Origin of the sequence: Streptomyces sp. NPDC006259 (assembly GCF_042870975.1) — a bacterium.
Taxonomy (GTDB): domain Bacteria; phylum Actinomycetota; class Actinomycetes; order Streptomycetales; family Streptomycetaceae; genus Streptomyces.
On record NZ_JBIAHY010000006.1, the window covers coordinates 233,197 to 249,705 of the forward strand.

A 16,509-nucleotide genomic window follows, 5' to 3' on the forward strand; every position below is an offset into this window, starting at 1 on the left:
TGGGTGTGCGGGTTGGCGTTCTGAGTCTTACGGCCCTGACCTAGACCTTGGGTGCGACGTCATCGTCGTCCCCATCTTTCCAGACATGCGCGATCGGTCCGTGCGCCGGTCAGGTCCGGGTCGTACCGCCTCGTCAGTCCAGGCCCAGTTCGTCCTTCGAGAAGGCGAACAGGTACGGAACTCCCGCACCCTCCTCGATCTTCTCCGCGGCACCGGTCGCCCGGTCCACGATGGTCGCGACGCCCACCACCTCGGCGCCCGCCTCCCGCACGGCCTCCACGGCGGTCAGCGGCGACCCGCCGGTGGTCGAGGTGTCCTCGACGACCAGGACCCGGCGGCCCTTGATGTCCGGGCCCTCGACGCGCCGCTGCATCCCGTGCGCCTTCGCCGCCTTGCGGACGACGAAGGCGTCCAGCCTGCGGCCGCGCGCGGCGGCGGCGTGCAGCATGGCGCCGGCCACCGGGTCGGCGCCCATGGTCAGCCCGCCCACGGCGTCGAAGTCCAGCTCGGCGGTGAGGTCGAGCAGCACCTGCCCGACCAGCGGGGCGGCCTCGCCGTCGAGGGTGACGCGGCGCAGGTCGACGTAGTAGTCGGCCTCCAGACCCGAGGAGAGGGTCACCTTGCCGTGCACCACGGCCTTGTCCTTGATCTGCTGCAGCAGTGCGCCGCGTACGTCGTCCGTCATGCCCCTCAGCTTAGAGGCGGGTCCAGGCCCAGGTGGTGGTGGCCTCCAGCGGTTCCAGGGGCGTGACCAGGCGCGGGAGGGTGTTCAGGCCGTTGGGCGGGCCGGTCTGCGGTTCCACGCACACGGCGGCCTCCTGCTCGTCGTAGACGACGACCCACTTCTGCGGGCTGGTCACGTCCAGCCGGAGCCGGCCCGGCCAGGTGAGGGAGACCGAGACGCCGTCGGGCATGCCGAAGCAGTCGTCCCACGGGCCCGGTCCGGGCTCGATCCGGTTGCCGGTCGGCAGGTGGTCCTCGCCGCGCTCCTCCTGCCAGGCGGGGTCGAAGGCGACCCGCACGCCCTCACCCCCGAGGTCGCGGTTGAACCAGGGGTGCCAGCCGATCTGCGCCGGGAACGACGAACCGTGCGTCTCCACCGCCATGGACAGCGTCAGCGCGTCCCCGGTCAACGCGACGATCTGCGTCACCCGCCCGGGATACGGCCAGGGGTCGACCAGGTCGTACGTCAGGACCGCCTCGTCGGCCGACCTGCGGGCCACCTTCCAGGCGCCGTCGCGGACGGTGCCGTGGATGGCGTGCGGCGGGGAGTTGAGCGGCATCTGGCGGACGAGCGCCCCGTCCCGGAAGCGGCCGTCCCTGATCCGCCCGCACCAGGGCACCATCGGGAAGCAGCCGAAGCGTTCTCCCTGCCGGAGCAGTTCGGCTCCGCCGACGCGCAGCCCTCCGATCCGTCCGCCGTTGCCCGGCTGGACGGTCACCTCCGCGTCTCCCGCGGTCAGCGTGAAGTCTTCGTCACTCACGGGACGACCCTATCGAGGTGATCAAGAGGGCGTCGGGTTCACCGGGGCCTTCGGGTCACCGGCGGCGCCGCAGCGCCCGCCCGACCACGATCGCCGACGCCACCGCGAGCGCGGCAGCGGGGGCCGCCCAGCGCAGGGCGTTGTCCCGGACCAAGGTCTGCGGGGCCGGGACCGGGGCGTACCGGCCGCGCGGCGGGGCGTGGTCCACCTCCTCGGCACTGCGCCCGATCATCGTGCGGCGCGCGTGCGCCGCCTCCGCCGGGGGCACACCGGGGTCGGGGAACCCGGCGACGGCGTCCGCCGCGTGCAGGTCGTGGACGTGGGCGATGTCGCCGATGTCGCCCACCGCGTCCGCGTCGTCCACCGCGTCCGCGTCGTCCAGGTCGTCCAGGTCGTCCGCGTCGGGCGAGCCGTTCACGGAGTCGAGGCCGGTGAGGTCGTCGGGTCCCGGCGGCAGGATTCCGGTCTCGACGACGGCGGCCGCGGCGGGCGGCTCGTCGGCCACCGCCTCCGCCCCGAGGTTCTCCGCCCACCGGTCCAGCAGGCGTACGACCGCCGCGTCCACCGCGTCCGACGGGAGTTCCGCGATACGGCCGTCCGCGGTCGCCGTACCCGCGAAGCGGAGCGTGACCGCCCCGTCCGTGTCCCGCAGCCCCAGCGTGAGCGCCAGCCCGACCGTGCCGGAGCCACGAACCTCGGTGGCGTCACCCTCGACGGCGTACCCGCCGTCCTGGCGGGCGGTGACGCGCAGGGAACCGCGGTAGGTGATGGTGTGGCCGCCGACGCGCAGCTTCAGCCGGCCCGCGACGGGCTCGGCGCCCGCGTCCTGCTGGAAGCCGGGGAGTGCTCGGGCCACCTGCGCGGGGTCGGCGAGGGCCGCCCGCAGCCGCTCTGTCGGAACCGGAACGAACACCTCATGCTCCATAAGGGCGGAGCCTACCCAGCGGGTCCGCAAAAGCACCCGCCGAAACCTGGATCGCCGGCGCCCGCGCACCGGCGAGGCGTACCCTGCGCGCTCAGTACCGGGGGTGCACCAGCGTGGAGGCCGGCAGGCCCGTCGGCCCGGCGCGCAGCGCCCTCTCGCCGGGACCGAGCCACCGGCCGGGGCGGGCGGCGGTGGCGGCCAGGACGAAGCCCCGGTCGCCGCTCGCCCGGTAGGGGGCGGTGCGCAGACCCGCCGCGCGCATCGTCGTCTCGACCGTCCAGAAGGTGTGCGGCCGGGTGTCGACCGGGCCGGCGTGGACCGCGAGCCGGCCGCCGGGGCGCAGGGCGCGGCGGGCGAGGCCGTAGAACTCCTGGGAGTACATCTTCGTGCCGGCGGTCATGCGGGGGTCGGGCAGGTCGGTGATGACCACGTCGTAGGTGCCCGGCGGGGTCGCGCGCAGCTGGCGGAAGGCGTCGCCGACGGTGACGCGGACGCGCGGGTCGTCGATGGCGTGACCGTTGAGGCGGGAGAGCCCGGGATCGGTGCGGGCCAGCCGGACGAGGGCGGGGTCGCGGTCGAGGACGTCGACGCGGTGGGTGCCGGGGCGGCCGAGGACCTCCCGGACGGTCAGTCCGTCGCCGCCGCCGAGGACGAGCACGCGCGCGTGGGGACCCCTCATCGCGGGGCGGGCCAGGGCCTGGTGGTAGCGGATCTGGTCGCGGCCGCCGCCGCGGAGCCGGCCGTCCAGGTAGAGGGCGAGGGGGCGGCCGTGGGTACCGCCGGTGAGGACGACCTCCTGGACGCCGGTGTGCAGGGCGACCCGGACGTCGTCCCCGTAGACCGTGTGGCGTGCCGCCCGTTCGAAGTCGTCGACGAGGACGGCGGCGGAGGCGAGGACGGCGAGGACGGCGACGGTGGCGGCGAGGAGGAGCCGGCGGGCGCGGGGGGTCAGGTCGCGGCGGAACAGGCCGAGGACCAGGGCGCCGCCGGCCGCCACGTTGACCGCGCCGGTCAGCAGGGAGCTGGTCAGCTGGCCCAGGAAGGGCAGCAGCAGGAAGGGGAAGGCCAGGCCGCCGACCAGCGCGCCCACGTAGTCCGCGGCGAACAGGTCGGCGACCGCGCCGCCCGCGTCCTGGCGGCGGACGCGCTGGATCAGCTCCATCAGCAGGGGGACCTCGGCGCCGATGAGAAGTCCGATCGCGAGGCAGAAGGCGACGAGGAGGACGCGCGGGCCGTTCGCCCACGTGCCGCCCCAGTCGCCGGTCCAGGCGAAGACGGCGTACAGGGCCATCGCACTGCAACCGCCGATCAGGGCGAGGGCCACCTCGACGGCGGCGAAACCGGCCGCGGCGAGGCCGCGCAGCCGTTTGGCGGCGAGGGAGCCGATGCCCATCGCGAAGACCATGACGGACAGCACGACGGAGGCCTGGGTGACCGAGTCGCCCGTCAAGTACGACGCCAGGGCGACGAGTTCGAGTTCGTACACCAGGCCACAGGCCGCGCAGACGAACACGCACGCGAGGACCAGGAACCGTCCGGTGCCCGTCCGGACGGGCAGCCGCGCGGGACCGCGCCGGGGCGGTACGCCGGGCGGTACGCCGGGCTGGGCCGGTGCGAGCGGTTCGATCACGACTGCGACGTTACGTCACGAGTACGGGACGCTTCGTCACCCACACGTGTGGAACTCCGCGTCGATCAGACGCCGTGTGTTTGAGGCGAGGTTCGGGCGGTCGGCCGGTCGCCCATCCGGTGCCCCTCACCGGCACTCGACGGGTCCGCGCCGCCCACCGGTGCCCACCCGGCCCGCGCCGCCCACCGGTGCCCACCCGGCCCGGGCCGCTCGCCGGCGTTCACCCGATCCAAGTTCCTCACCGGTGCCCACCCGGCCCGCGCCCCTCACCGGTGCTTACCCGGTCCGTCCCCCTCGCCGCACTCGCGCCCGCCGTTCAGTCCGTCTGCGTCGGCGCGCCCACCCGCGTCCTCGTCGCCACCAGCTGCCCGTCCTGCGGGTAGGCGTGCCAGGTCCGCCAGTGCACATAGCCGTCCTGGCGCTGGGCGAGCAGGGCCGTGAAGGCGTGCGGACTGCCCGGAAAGACGCCCGCGAGGCCGTGCGGATGGTCGGCGACGAGGGCCAGCAGCTCCTGCGCCCGGCCCGCGAACTGGCCCGGCGTCAGCACCTCGACGCGGGCCGCGAACTCGTACTCCCAGCCGCCCACCCGTTTGGCCAGGCCGAGCGGGAGCGGGGCGCTGCTGCCGGGGATGCACGCGACCGTCTCGGAGCAGAAGCCCTCCTCTTCTTCCAGCAGTACCTGGTGCGAAGCACCGAGCAGCCTCAACTGGACTTGGGCGCCCGACAGTTGGAGGTCGAGCGTGGCCAGGGCGGGCAGCGGCTCGCGCCCCAGGGTCCAGGCCAGGTCGGCCGCGCACGTGTCGGTGTAGGAGGTGTTCAGGGTCGTGAGCATGACTCGGCTCCGCTAGAACGCAAAGAAGAGGAAGGGTTCGGCGCGCCCGGTGACTCCGGGGGGATGCGCCCCGGCCGGCCCGGCATGGAGAGGGCGTCCGCGCGGGACGTCCGAGGGTCCGAGGGGCTGCGTTGGTGTTGTAGAGGGAATCATGAACTGTGGCGACGACACAGCGTTTTTACCCAACCTCGTGGGGTTTCCATCCCTCAGAGGGCTCCCCAGCTCAACTGTTCAACCTCGGCGTACGCCGTGCGGCCCGTACTGGCTCCCGCACGCCCCTCGGGCCCGCCTCGCACCCCGGACATGGTGCGACCGCGGGGCGCCCTCGGTCAGGGGACGGCCCCGCGGTCCGGATGCGGCTTCCCCCGGGAAGCTCAGCTGCCCCGTGTCAGCTGCCTCCGCCGCATCCGCCGCCTCCTCCCCCGCAGGACGAGCCGCCGCCGCAGGACGACGAGGATCCGCCGCCGCAGGAGTGACCGCCGCCCGAGTGACCGCCGCCGTCGCTGCCCGAGGAGGAGCTGCACGCCACGGCGGCTCCGCCGCCGGCGACCCACCAGCTGCCGCTGTCCCCGCTGCCGCTGCCACCGCCCCCGCCTCCCCGGCGTGACCGGGAGCCGGGCCGGGACGCTCCCCGGTATCCGGCGGTGCTCCTGCGGACGGCCGCGACGATGACGACCACCAGCAGGACGACGACTGCGAATACCGCCAGGATGATGCCGACTGCCATGGCTCCACCCTCCTTCCGAATCCCCCGAAGCGGCCCCCCGTGGGCGCCTCGCCTACCGGTGTGACCGGTGCGTGAACGGGGGATGCCCGCCTGTCACACGCGCCAAAGCACACTTGAGGAAGTCCAGAGCTTCGGCGCAGGATGACCGGCATGACCTCCACCGCACGCCCCATCCTCAACCGCCGTCTCGCCGAGTTCGGGACGACGATCTTCGCCGAGATGTCCGCGCTGGCCGCGCGGACCGGGTCCATCAACCTCGGTCAGGGGTTCCCGGACACGGACGGACCCGAGGAGGTCCGCGAGGCGGCCGTACGGGCGCTGCGGGACGGGCGCGGCAACCAGTACCCGCCGGGTCCCGGCGTCCCCGAGCTGCGGACGGCGATCGCCGAGCACCAGCTCCGCCGCTACGGCCTGTCGTTCGACCCGGACACGGAGGTCCTCGTCACCGCGGGCGCCACCGAGGCGATCGCGGCCACCCTGCTGGCACTGCTGGAGCCGGGGGACGAGGTCGTCGCGCTGGAGCCGTACTACGACTCCTACGCGGCCTGCATCGCCATGGCCGGCGCGGCGCGGGTGCCGGTGACGCTCCGGCCGGATCCCGGACAGGCCCGGTTCCGCCTCGACCTCGACGAGCTGCGCGACGCGGTGACGGACCGCACGCGTCTCCTGCTGATCAACACTCCGCACAACCCGACCGGCACGGTCCTCACCCGCGAGGAGTTGACCGCCATCGCCGAGCTGGCGGTGGAGCGGGACCTGCTGGTCGTCACCGACGAGGTGTACGAGCACCTGGTCTTCGACGACGCCGAGCACGTGCCGCTGGCCACGCTCCCGGGGATGCGGGAGCGCACGGTCACTCTGGGCAGCGCCGGCAAGACGTTCTCGTTCACCGGATGGAAGGTCGGCTGGGTGACGGCGGCGCCCGCGCTGGTGTCGGCGGTGCGCTCGGCGAAGCAGTTCCTGACGTACGTCTCGTCCGGCCCGTTCCAGTACGCCGTCGCCGAGGCGCTGGCCCTGCCCGACACCTACTTCGACGCCTTCCGCGCGGACATGCTCGCCAAGCGGGACCTGCTGGCGGCGGGCCTCACGGAGGCGGGCTTCGCCGTCTACCGGCCGGCGGGCACCTACTTCATCACCACCGACATCCGCCCGCTCGGCGACGCGCTGTCGGAGAAGGGCGACGGCTTCGCCTTCTGCCGGGCCCTGCCGGAACGAGCGGGCGTCGTCGCCATCCCCAACGCCGTCTTCTACGACCACCGGGAGGCGGGCGCGCCGTTCGTACGGTTCGCGTTCTGCAAGCGGACGGCGGTTCTGCAAGAGGCGGTAGAACGCCTCGGGCGGCTGACTCGCTGAGAAAGCGCGCCAGACGGAAGCGCGGGAACAGGGCCCGACCTATGTGCCGCGCGCCGGTCGCACCGAGTTCGCGCCGAGTTCGTTCCGCGCCCGGCGGTCGCGGCGGCGGCCGTGTCCCGCCGTGCGGAACACCCGGTCGCGGCCGAGGCGGCGCCGCCGGGGTTCCGCCCCGGGTTCCGCCGGTGTTCGGAGCCGCCGAGCCAACGGCTCGGTCGTCAGCGCTCGGCCACCGCGCGTGCCGAGGCGCTCCCGTCGTCCCGTGCGCCGCGCCCGTCCACAGGCTGTGGACAACGGAGGGGCCGGGCCCGGAACGGCGAGAGCCCGGCCCTGGCTCGCGACCGTCATGCGGTCGCGGCCCTGGCCGGGCTCTCCCTCGCCTGAGGTGCGGCGTGTCGAGTGCGGCGATCGGCTACTCGTCGTCGGCGGGCTTGTCCGCGTCCTCGGCCGACGACGGCTCCAGACCCAGCTGCTCGACGAGCCACTTGTCGAACTCGATCGCGGCGCGCACCCAGCTCACCGTCGAGGAGACGAAGAACTCGAGGTTGACGCCGGCGCCGATCAGCATCTGCGTCTCGCCGATGAGACGGACGGTGCCGTCGTCGTGGGTGTGCGTGTAGACCTTGGGCCACAGGGTGCGGCGGTTCCAGTCGTCGATGGCCTCGAGCAGCTGGGGCTTCTCGTCGATCGGGTGGGGCCGGTCGAAGAACGTCCGCACCGAGTAGACCGCCTGGTCGCCCTCGCCGCGGAACATGAAGTACGTGCGGAATTCCTCCCACGGCGCCGCGAGGTCGCCCTCGTCGTCGACGACGTACTTCAGCTCCATCTGGTCGAGGAGCTGCTTCACGAGGTCCTGATCCGGAACGACGGGGCCCGCCGGTCCCTGGGGCTGCGGCTCGGGCTGGCCCCCGAAGTTCGGAATCGAGGACGGGTCGATGGTCACCGTGATTTTCCCTTCGTACGGATCCTGCCATCCTCCCCCATGCGGGGCGGGGGGTGGCAACCCCCGCCCCTCAGGGTTCACCTCCGGTTGGCGGAATTCCGCTCAGGGCGTGCGGCCGGAGGGTCGCACGCCCCGGTCAGAGGGTCTTCCCGGTGGCCGCGGGACCCACGATCAGGCCATCTCCGAAGGCGTCCACCCGGACCGTGTCGCCGTCCTTGACCTCACCCGCGAGGATCTCCTTGGCGAGGCGGTCGCCGATGGCGGTCTGCACCAGGCGGCGCAGCGGCCGGGCGCCGTACGCCGGGTCGTTGCCCTCGTCGGCGAGCCAGGTGAGGGCCGCCTCGGTGACCTCCAGGGTGAGCCTGCGCTCGGCCAGCCGCTTGGCGAGCCGGTCGATCTGGAGCCGCGCGATCCGGGCCAGTTCCTCCTTGTTGAGCGCGGAGAAGACGACCAGGTCGTCGAGCCGGTTGAGGAACTCCGGCTTGAAGGACGCCCGGACCACCTCCAGGACCTGCTCCTTCTTCTCCGCCTCGGTGGAGATCGGGTCGACCAGGTAGTGGCTGCCCAGGTTGGAGGTCAGCACCAGGATGGTGTTGCGGAAGTCGACCGTGCGGCCCTGTCCGTCGGTGAGGCGTCCGTCGTCGAGGACCTGGAGCAGGATGTCGAAGACCTCCGGGTGCGCCTTCTCCACCTCGTCGAGCAGCACCACGCTGTACGGCCTGCGCCGCACCGCCTCGGTGAGCTGGCCGCCCTCCTCGTAGCCGATGTAGCCGGGCGGGGCGCCGACGAGCCGGGCGACGCTGTGCTTCTCGCCGTACTCCGACATGTCGATGCGGATCATGGCCCGCTCGTCGTCGAAGAGGAAGTCGGCGAGGGCCTTGGCCAGCTCGGTCTTGCCGACACCGGTGGGGCCGAGGAAGAGGAAGGAGCCGGTCGGCCGGTCGGGGTCGGCGATGCCGGCCCGCGAGCGGCGTACGGCGTCGGAGACGGCCCGGACGGCCTCGCCCTGGCCGATGAGCCGCTTGCCCAGCTCGTCCTCCATGCGCAGCAGCTTCTGCGTCTCGCCCTCCAGGAGGCGCCCGGCCGGGATGCCGGTCCAGGAGGCGACGACGTCGGCGATGTCGTCCGAGCCGACCTCTTCCTTGACCATGGTGTCCTTCGAGGCCTCCTCCTCGGCCTCGGACGCGGCCTCCAGGTCGCGCTCCAGGGCCGGGATCTCGCCGTAGAGCAGCTTGCTGGCGGTGTCGAAGTCGCCGTCGCGCTGGGCCCGTTCGGCCTGGCCGCGCAGGTCGTCGAGCTTCTCCTTCAGCTCACCGACCCGGTTGAGGGACTGCTTCTCCTTCTCCCAGCGGGCGGTCAGGCCGCGCAACTCCTCCTCCTTGTCGGCGAGATCGCGGCGCAGCTTCTCCAGCCGCTCCCGGGAGGCGGGGTCGGTCTCCTTGCCGAGGGCCAGCTCCTCCATCTTCAACCGGTCGACGACGCGCTGGAGTTCGTCGATCTCCACGGGGGACGAGTCGATCTCCATGCGCAGCCGGGAGGCCGCCTCGTCGACGAGGTCGATGGCCTTGTCGGGCAGGAAGCGGGAGGTGATGTACCGGTCGGAGAGGGTGGCCGCGGCGACCAGCGCGCTGTCGGCGATCTGGACCTTGTGGTGGGCCTCGTACCGTCCCTTGAGGCCGCGCAGGATCGCGATGGTGTCCTCGACGGACGGCTCGGCGACCAGCACCTGCTGGAAGCGCCGTTCCAGCGCCGCGTCCTTCTCGATCCGCTCGCGGTACTCGTCGAGGGTCGTCGCGCCGACCATGCGCAGTTCACCGCGGGCGAGCATCGGCTTGAGCATGTTGCCCGCGTCCATGGCGGAGTCGCCGCCCGCGCCGGCGCCCACCACGGTGTGCAGCTCGTCGATGAAGGTGATGATCTGCCCGTCGGAGTCCTTGATCTCGGCGAGGACCGTCTTCAGCCGCTCCTCGAACTCACCGCGGTACTTGGCGCCGGCGACCATGGCCCCCAGGTCCAGCGAGACGAGCCGCTTGTTCCGGAGGGACTCGGGCACGTCCCCCTTCACGATCCGCTGGGCGAGCCCCTCGACGACGGCGGTCTTGCCGACGCCGGGCTCGCCGATGAGGACCGGGTTGTTCTTCGTACGGCGGGACAGCACCTGGACGACGCGCCGGATCTCGGTGTCCCGGCCGATGACCGGGTCGAGCTTGCCCTCGCGGGCGGCGGCGGTGAAGTCGGTGCCGAACTTCTCCAGCGCCTTGTACTGCCCCTCGGGGTCGGCGCTGGTCACCCGGCGTCCGCCGCGGGCCTTGCGGAAGGCGTCCAGCAGCTTCTTCGCGGTGGCTCCCTGCCGGTCGAGCACCTCGCCGGCCCGGCCGCCCTTCGCGGCGATCCCGATCAGCAGGTGCTCCGTGGAGAGGTACTCGTCGCCCAGGTCCTTGGCGCGCTCCTGGGCGTCCGCGATCACGGCGAGCAGTTCGCGGTTGGGCTGCGGGGGCGCGACGGTGGACCCGGCCACGCTGGGCAGCGAGCCGAGCACCTGCTCGACGCCCGCCCGCACGGCGGCCCGGTCGGCGTCGACGGCGGCCAGCAGGTCGACGATGTTCTCGTTCTCCTGCCCCTGGAGCAGCGCGAGGAGCAGGTGTGCCGGGGTGAGGTCGGGGTGCCCTGCGGACAGGGCCCGGTTGCCGGCGGTCTGGATGGCTTCCCGGCTCCGGTTGGTCAGCTCTGCGTCCACGTTCGCTGTCTCCTCCTCGTGTCAGCCGTCTTCACTGACTCTGTCAGCGTACACAAACTTGAGTCTATTCCACTCAAGGTTGTCGCCGGGAGTCCCTCAGGCGCTAGGTTCCAGGCCATGGCCGCATACCCCCAGGACCCGGGCGCTCCCGACGCGTCGTACCGCGATTTCTGGCGCGAAAGGCACCTGTGCACTCTGACGACACCACGCCCGGACGGCTCTCCGCACGTGGTCCCCGTCGGAGTGACGTACGACCCCGAGGGCCGGCTGGCCCGGGTGATCGCGGACCGGGCGAGCGCGAAGGTGGGGAACGTGCTGGCGGCGGGCGCGGAGGGCGCCCGGGTGGCGGTCTGCCAGGTCGACGGCCGGCGCTGGGCCACATTGGAGGGCCGGGCCTTCGTCCGCGCGGAGCCGGACCGGGTCGCCGAGGCGGAGCGCCGTTACGCGGAGCGGTACGGCCGGACGCCACGCCCCAATCCCACGCGCGTGGTGATCGAGATCGAGCTGACGCGGGCCATGGGCCGGGGAGGGCCGGTGGACCGACCGGCGCGATGAGCCGTGGAACCACCCGTGGAGCGACTGGTGGAACGACTGGTGGAACGACTGGTGGAAGGACTGGTGGAAGGACTGGTGAAGCGACTGACGGAACGACCGTGGAGTGACCGGTTCCACACGGCCGTTTCCGGCCACGCCGTCGCGGTGCGATACCCCGAAATGTCGCCACAAAATGCAGCGGCGTCACCGTGTTCAGGTCACGGTGACGCCGCTGCCGGGGGGAAGCACCTGCGCGATCTGTTACGACGGGGGAATCGCGTCAGGCACTGCGGGGGGTGGCTGAGATGGTGCTGGGGGCCGCCGGACTCGCCGACTCCGCCAGCTCGTGGTCACGCTGGTCGAGGTTCACAAAGATCATTCCGTACCTGATGGCACACCGCACCGGCTGTGGCGCCCCCCGAGGCCGCCGCAGACACCGGAACGCGCGCACGTCGTCGTCCTCGTCGCGCGTCACGACGACCGGCTCCCCGAACACCGTCACCATCAACGAGTCACCGCTGTGGGGGATGGCGGTGACCAGATCGATGAAGTGCCAGCCGGAGCGGTAGGCCGTGGCCATCTCGCGTCGGAAGGAGCGGTCGTCAGGAGGTGTCGTCATCTTCCCGTCAGCCCCAACTGCTGTCGTCCGCGCCGACCGGCACCACGACGCCCCAGCTGCTGTCGCCGGCGACAACGGTGGTCGACTGCCTCAGACCCCAACTACTGTCCGCCAGGGCGTCGCCCTTCGCACCCGCGAGGCCACTCAGTACTCCGAAGGCCACAGCGGCAGAGAAGGCGGCGACACGAACCGAGCGAAGCATTCTCTTGCCCATAGTCGGCTTCGTCCTCACTTGATGGTCACCTCTTCCCCCGTCGAGTAAGACGATGGCTCATATGGGCACGTCATGGCCACACGATCGGTGCATCATGTTCCTGCATGTTCAGGACCCTGGGGGGTGGAAATTTGGCAACTATCGGGACTAAAGGGACACATCCCCATGCGGTGACCGAATTGTGTGAGGTCGGCGCCCGGCTGTACGCGCATGCCCTCCGCGCCGGTCGCATCGCGCGCGTGGACGTGGAACCCGCTCCGTGCCTGATGGAATTCGCCCTCCTGCACCCGGACCCCGACGACGCCGACTGGCTGCGTCCCGTACCGCCGGCGGTGGCCCTGGCACAGCGCCTGAACCCCATCGAACGCGAGATCAGCGCACACCGGCGGATGTCGATCGAGATCGCCGACGCCTTCGAACCCTTCATGGCGCTGAGCGCGCAGTCGACGGCCTCCACCCACTCCATCACGGTCCTGGAGGGCTTCGACCGGATCAACGCGGCCCTCGACCTCGCCACCGCACAGTGCCAGTCGGAGATGCTCACCGTCCAGCCCGGCCAACGACGGCTGGAACACACCCTCGAACAGGCCCTCGACCGGGACAAACCCCTGACCGACCGCGGCGTGCGCATCCGTACCCTGTACCAGCACACGGCCCGGCACAGCCCGGAGACGCTGGCCTACGTGGCCCAGTTCACCGACGGCAAGGTGGAGTACCGCACCATCGACGAACTCGTCGAGCGCCTCATCATCTGCGACGAGACCGTGGCCTTCATCCCCACCCGGGACGACCGGCAGGTCGCGCTCGAACTGCGCCACCCCGGCCTCGTCCGCTACCTGATCAAAGTGTTCGAGTTCATGTGGAGCCGCGCCGTCCCCCTGAGCGCCGGCGCCCCGTACGAACCCGCGCCGGACGGCATCACCGACATCCAGCACTCCATCGCCAAGCTCCTGGTCGAGGGCCATGTCGACGAGGCCATCGCCCGCCGGCTCGGCATGAACGTCCGCACCTGCCGGGCGCATATCGCCAAACTCGCCTCGACGTTGGGCAGCGGCAGCCGCGCCCAGCTCGGTTTCCTCCTCGCGCAGTCCGGGATCCTCAAACAGGAGGACACCACGCCGTGAACCCGGTGAACACGCCGCCGCACCCGGAGCACGGCGTGGAGGAGCTGTGCGACGCCGCCCTGGATCTGTACGCCCGGGCGCTGCGGGACGGGCAGGTCACCGGGAAGGACGCCGAGGAGGAGGCCCCCTGCCTGCTCGGCTTCGGTCTCCTGCACCCGGACCCCGGTGAGCCCTGCCTCCTGAGGCCGGTCGCCCCGGCGACCGCGCTGCACCGCCTGCTGCGCACCTCGGCGGCGCGCATCGCCGACGAACGCCGGCGCGAGACCCTGCTGCTGGAGTCGTTCGAGCCGCTGATACGGATCGACGGGCGCAGCACCGCGGACACGGAGGCGTCGTCCCTGCGCATCCTGAGCGGCACCGAGCAGATCAACCAGGCCATCACCGACGCCATGGGCGAAGCCGCCCTCGAAGTCCTCTGCATCCAGCCCAACAGCCACCACGCGGGCGCGCGCGGCGAGGCGGCCCAGGCCGTCGCCATGCGGCGCGACCAGGCGCTCCTGGACCGGGGCGGCCGTATCCGCACCCTGTACCAGCACACACAGCGCTACCGGCCCCTCGTGCTGTCCCGCTACGAACAGCTCCGCGGCGACGCGCAGGCCCGCACCCTGGACGAGATCACCGACCGTCTCCTGGTGGTCGACCGGACGGTGGCGTTCATCCCCGCCAACGCCGACCGCAGCCTCGCGCTCGAGATCCGCCACCCCTCGCTGATCTCCTTCATGGTCACGGTCTTCGACCGCCTCTGGCGCCTGGCCACCCCCATGTATCCCGAGACGGTCACCCAGCCCACCCTCAACGGCGTCACCCCCCGCCAGCGCGCCATCGCCGCGCTCCTCGTGGAGGGCCACACCGACGCCGTCATAGCCGACCGCCTCGGCATGAACGTCCGTACGGCCCGGGTGCACATCGCCAAACTCGCCGCCACCCTCGGCAGCGAGAGCCGCGCACAGCTCGGCTACCTCATCGGGCGCTCGGGGATCCTCGACCCGGAGGGCTGAGCGGAGTCCGCGCCGAGCGGCACGTCCAGGCCCACCTGTGCGATCCGCACGCCGAGTTGGGTACGGCTGGCCGCCCCGAGCGTCTCCGAGAGGCGGGCGATGTGCGCGCGGCAGGTACGCACGCTGATGCCCAGGCGTTCGGCTATCACCGCGTCCTGGTGCCCCTCGGCGAGCAGCGCCGCGATGGACTGCTCGCGGTGGGAGACGCCCTCGACACGGGTGTCGGGCAGCGCCGCGGTGAGCGGGACCGCCAGCCGCCAGAGCCGGTCGAAGACGGTGCCCAGGTAGGCGACCAGGGCCGGGTGGCGCAGTTCCAGCGCCATCGTGCGGTCGGCGTTGGCCGGGATGAAGGCGACCGTGCGGTCGAAGAGGATCAGCCGGTCGATGACCTCGTCGAGCGTGCGGGCCTCGACCGCGTCGCCCAGCAGCTCCAGGTAGTTCAGCAGGCCCTGCCCGTGCCGGGCCACGTGGTTGTAGAGATCCCGCATCCGCACGCCCCGCCCGCGCAGCGCGAGCGCCCGGTGCAGTCCCTCGGACAGTTCGTGCTCGCGCCGGATCCCGCCGGGCTGCACCGTCAGCACCTCGGTCGTGCACACCTCGGTGGCCTCGTCCAGGGCCGCCTGGATGCGCGAGGCCCCGTCCAGGACGCGGATCGCCGCTCCCTCCCCGGCCGGTGTGCCCGGCGTGCTCCCGCCGAGTCCGGCGTACCACTCGAAGGCGGCGACCGCCGAGCCCATCCGCCGCCGGCTGGCGCTCACCTCGTCGTGGAGTCCGCGCAACAGCCGGGTCATGACCTCCTGCGGGGAGGTCGGGACCAGCCAGTCCATGTCGTCGGGGTCGGGGTGCAGCAGGGCGAGGTCCAGCAGGCAGGGGACCGGCTCGGCGTCCCGGCGCGGCACCCGGCCCCGCCGTACGGCCCGGGAGTACACGCGGTCCCCGGCCTCGCACAGTCGGTCAGCACCGTGAGGATGCTCCTCCGCCCCGTGCCCGGCCATCGCCCATCCCACCCCCGCTGTCCGCGTGTCGCATGTCTTCCCCGTTTTCCGCAGCGCAACTATGCGCGGCCCCGGTCCGGCTCCGCAACACGGCTCCTCCCGCCGACCTCCTGGATTTCCGCCCATCTGCGCTGGTTCCTCCCGGCCTCCGCCCCTCCCCCTTGCAACAAGCTGATGCTCCCGCACGCGCCCGGCAATCCGTCCAGGCCCTCGCGACCTGTACGCCCGCGCGATCCCGGAGCCCGCCGCACGACCGCCGCACCCGCGCGTGGCCCACGGCCGACGGCCGCCACCGCGCCGACCGGCCGAGCGACCGCCGCAGGGTGTCGGGGTTCTGACGCCCTCTCAATGGCGGGCGGGGTGGGCGGGCAGGCCTGGTACGCGGACCGGTCGATGCGGGCGAGGAGAGGGCCGGGTGGCCAGGTGGGGCCAGGACCGCGTGGGAGCGGGAAGGGAGAGCACGGGCGGCACAAGCGGCGAGACGGTAACGGCGACCGGCAGCGCGGACATATCTGGCGGCTTGAGTGGCGGGGGGCGGGGAGGGCCGGAAGCCCTGGAGCAACGGGCGGGACACGGCGCCGACAGCACGCAGTCGGGGGCGGGACGGGGCACAGGCCGAACGGACGGCCCAGGGCGCGGCACCGGCGACCCGAGCACGGGCGGCATGGCGGCGCGGACGCCACGCGCGCGGCACGGCATACCAGGCACGGGCGACACGAGAGGCACGGCGGCCCACGCGCGTGGGCGCGGCACCGACAACCGGCCGCGCAGGCGGCACAGGCGGCACAGGCGGCAGACGGCAGACGGCAGACGGCAGACGGCAGGCGGCAGACGGCACAGGCGGCAGACGGCACCGACAGCGCGAAATCGGGGGCGCGGGACGGGGCGCAGGCCCAACGGACGGCCCAGGGCGCGGCACCGGCGACCCGAGCACGGGCGGCATGGCGGCGCGGACGCCACGCGCGCGGCACGGCGTACGGGGCAGCGGCGGCAGGAAGGCACGGCGGCAAGCGCGCGTGGACGCCGCCACCGGCAGCACGGGCAGTGCGAGCGACACCCGCGGCGCGGTCGCCGGTGGACCCCGCCCCCACCGGTCCACCCCACCCGCACCCGCACCGACGGGTCCCGCGTCAGGGGGCTCGGCCGGGGAATTCGGCCGGGGGACCTGTGGCGCTGCCCCCACAAGGGCGCTCACCGGGGGTGTGACGGGCGGCCCGCCGGAGGCGACGGTGGAGTCCATCCGGTGGCGCGAACGCCGCACAGGAGCCCCTCAGGGGCGCTGAGGCCGAGGGCTCGTTCCGGCCGACGCGGTCGTGGCCGAATGATGTGGTGGGACTCCTCGGCGACGAGGGTGTGACGCCGACGTTCCGGTGGAGTCGCCGCACGGGCACCAACGC

The 16,509-nt window shown here is 72.6% G+C and carries 14 protein-coding genes and 1 pseudogene; 4 read left to right on the forward strand and 11 right to left on the reverse strand.

Annotation, left to right across the window (positions count from 1 at the left end):
* Positions 1-133: 133 nt before the first annotated feature.
* The 6 genes from pyrE to ACFYO5_RS25610 form a co-directional block, all read right to left on the reverse strand.
* Positions 134-685: an orotate phosphoribosyltransferase gene (gene pyrE / locus ACFYO5_RS25585; protein WP_388712804.1), complete on the reverse strand. Its 552-nt coding sequence runs from the start codon at positions 683-685 to the stop codon at positions 134-136.
* A 10-nt stretch (positions 686-695) separates the two neighbouring features.
* On the reverse strand, positions 696-1,484 hold the full coding sequence (locus ACFYO5_RS25590) for an aldose 1-epimerase (RefSeq protein WP_356560791.1): 789 nt from the start codon (positions 1,482-1,484) through the stop codon (positions 696-698).
* Between the two features lie 55 nt (positions 1,485-1,539).
* Complete coding sequence (locus ACFYO5_RS25595; RefSeq protein ID WP_388712807.1) at positions 1,540-2,409, reverse strand: SRPBCC domain-containing protein; 870 nt, start codon at positions 2,407-2,409, stop codon at positions 1,540-1,542.
* Between the two features lie 91 nt (positions 2,410-2,500).
* On the reverse strand, positions 2,501-4,039 hold the full coding sequence (locus ACFYO5_RS25600; protein ID WP_388712810.1) for a polyamine aminopropyltransferase: 1,539 nt from the start codon (positions 4,037-4,039) through the stop codon (positions 2,501-2,503).
* A gap of 316 nt (positions 4,040-4,355) precedes the next feature.
* Entirely contained in the window at positions 4,356-4,871 is a 516-nt protein-coding gene (locus tag ACFYO5_RS25605) for a DUF2617 family protein (RefSeq protein ID WP_388712813.1), read from the reverse strand.
* Between the two features lie 388 nt (positions 4,872-5,259).
* On the reverse strand, positions 5,260-5,598 hold the full coding sequence (locus ACFYO5_RS25610) for a hypothetical protein (RefSeq protein ID WP_388712816.1): 339 nt from the start codon (positions 5,596-5,598) through the stop codon (positions 5,260-5,262).
* Between the two features lie 141 nt (positions 5,599-5,739).
* Between ACFYO5_RS25610 and ACFYO5_RS25615 the strand changes: the two genes are divergently transcribed.
* Positions 5,740-6,951: a pyridoxal phosphate-dependent aminotransferase gene (locus ACFYO5_RS25615; RefSeq protein ID WP_388712819.1), complete on the forward strand. Its 1,212-nt coding sequence runs from the start codon at positions 5,740-5,742 to the stop codon at positions 6,949-6,951.
* A gap of 409 nt (positions 6,952-7,360) precedes the next feature.
* On the opposite strand, the gene ACFYO5_RS25620 is transcribed toward ACFYO5_RS25615, so the two are convergent.
* Together ACFYO5_RS25620 and clpB are read right to left on the reverse strand one after the other, a co-directional pair.
* The gene (locus tag ACFYO5_RS25620; RefSeq protein ID WP_388712822.1) at positions 7,361-7,891 is read right to left on the reverse strand and encodes a YbjN domain-containing protein; all 531 of its coding nucleotides are present in this window, start codon (positions 7,889-7,891) and stop codon (positions 7,361-7,363) included.
* A 136-nt stretch (positions 7,892-8,027) separates the two neighbouring features.
* Positions 8,028-10,628: an ATP-dependent chaperone ClpB gene (gene clpB / locus ACFYO5_RS25625; protein WP_356560805.1), complete on the reverse strand. Its 2,601-nt coding sequence runs from the start codon at positions 10,626-10,628 to the stop codon at positions 8,028-8,030.
* Positions 10,629-10,745: 117 nt separating this feature from the next.
* Between clpB and ACFYO5_RS25630 the strand changes: the two genes are divergently transcribed.
* Positions 10,746-11,183 (forward strand): TIGR03618 family F420-dependent PPOX class oxidoreductase, encoded by a 438-nt coding sequence (locus tag ACFYO5_RS25630; RefSeq protein WP_356560807.1) that lies wholly within the window; start codon positions 10,746-10,748, stop codon positions 11,181-11,183.
* A 259-nt stretch (positions 11,184-11,442) separates the two neighbouring features.
* Here the strand turns inward: ACFYO5_RS25630 and ACFYO5_RS25635 are convergent, their stop codons facing one another.
* The gene (locus ACFYO5_RS25635) at positions 11,443-11,781 is read right to left on the reverse strand and encodes a hypothetical protein (protein WP_388712826.1); all 339 of its coding nucleotides are present in this window, start codon (positions 11,779-11,781) and stop codon (positions 11,443-11,445) included.
* A 7-nt stretch (positions 11,782-11,788) separates the two neighbouring features.
* Complete coding sequence (locus ACFYO5_RS25640) at positions 11,789-11,944, reverse strand: hypothetical protein (protein ID WP_356560811.1); 156 nt, start codon at positions 11,942-11,944, stop codon at positions 11,789-11,791.
* 155 nt (positions 11,945-12,099) lie between these two features.
* Here ACFYO5_RS25640 and ACFYO5_RS25645 point away from each other — a divergent pair, with 155 nt between their 5' ends.
* Positions 12,100-13,119, forward strand: a complete 1,020-nt coding sequence (locus ACFYO5_RS25645; protein WP_356560813.1) for a helix-turn-helix transcriptional regulator — start codon at positions 12,100-12,102, stop codon at positions 13,117-13,119.
* Positions 13,120-13,124: 5 nt separating this feature from the next.
* Entirely contained in the window at positions 13,125-14,117 is a 993-nt protein-coding gene (locus ACFYO5_RS25650) for a helix-turn-helix transcriptional regulator (protein ID WP_388713669.1), read from the forward strand.
* Here ACFYO5_RS25650 and ACFYO5_RS25655 read toward each other — a convergent pair.
* Positions 14,080-15,112: pseudogene (locus ACFYO5_RS25655) on the reverse strand (LuxR C-terminal-related transcriptional regulator). The gene ACFYO5_RS25650 and the pseudogene ACFYO5_RS25655 overlap by 38 nt on opposite strands.
* Positions 15,113-16,509: the final 1,397 nt, after the last annotated feature.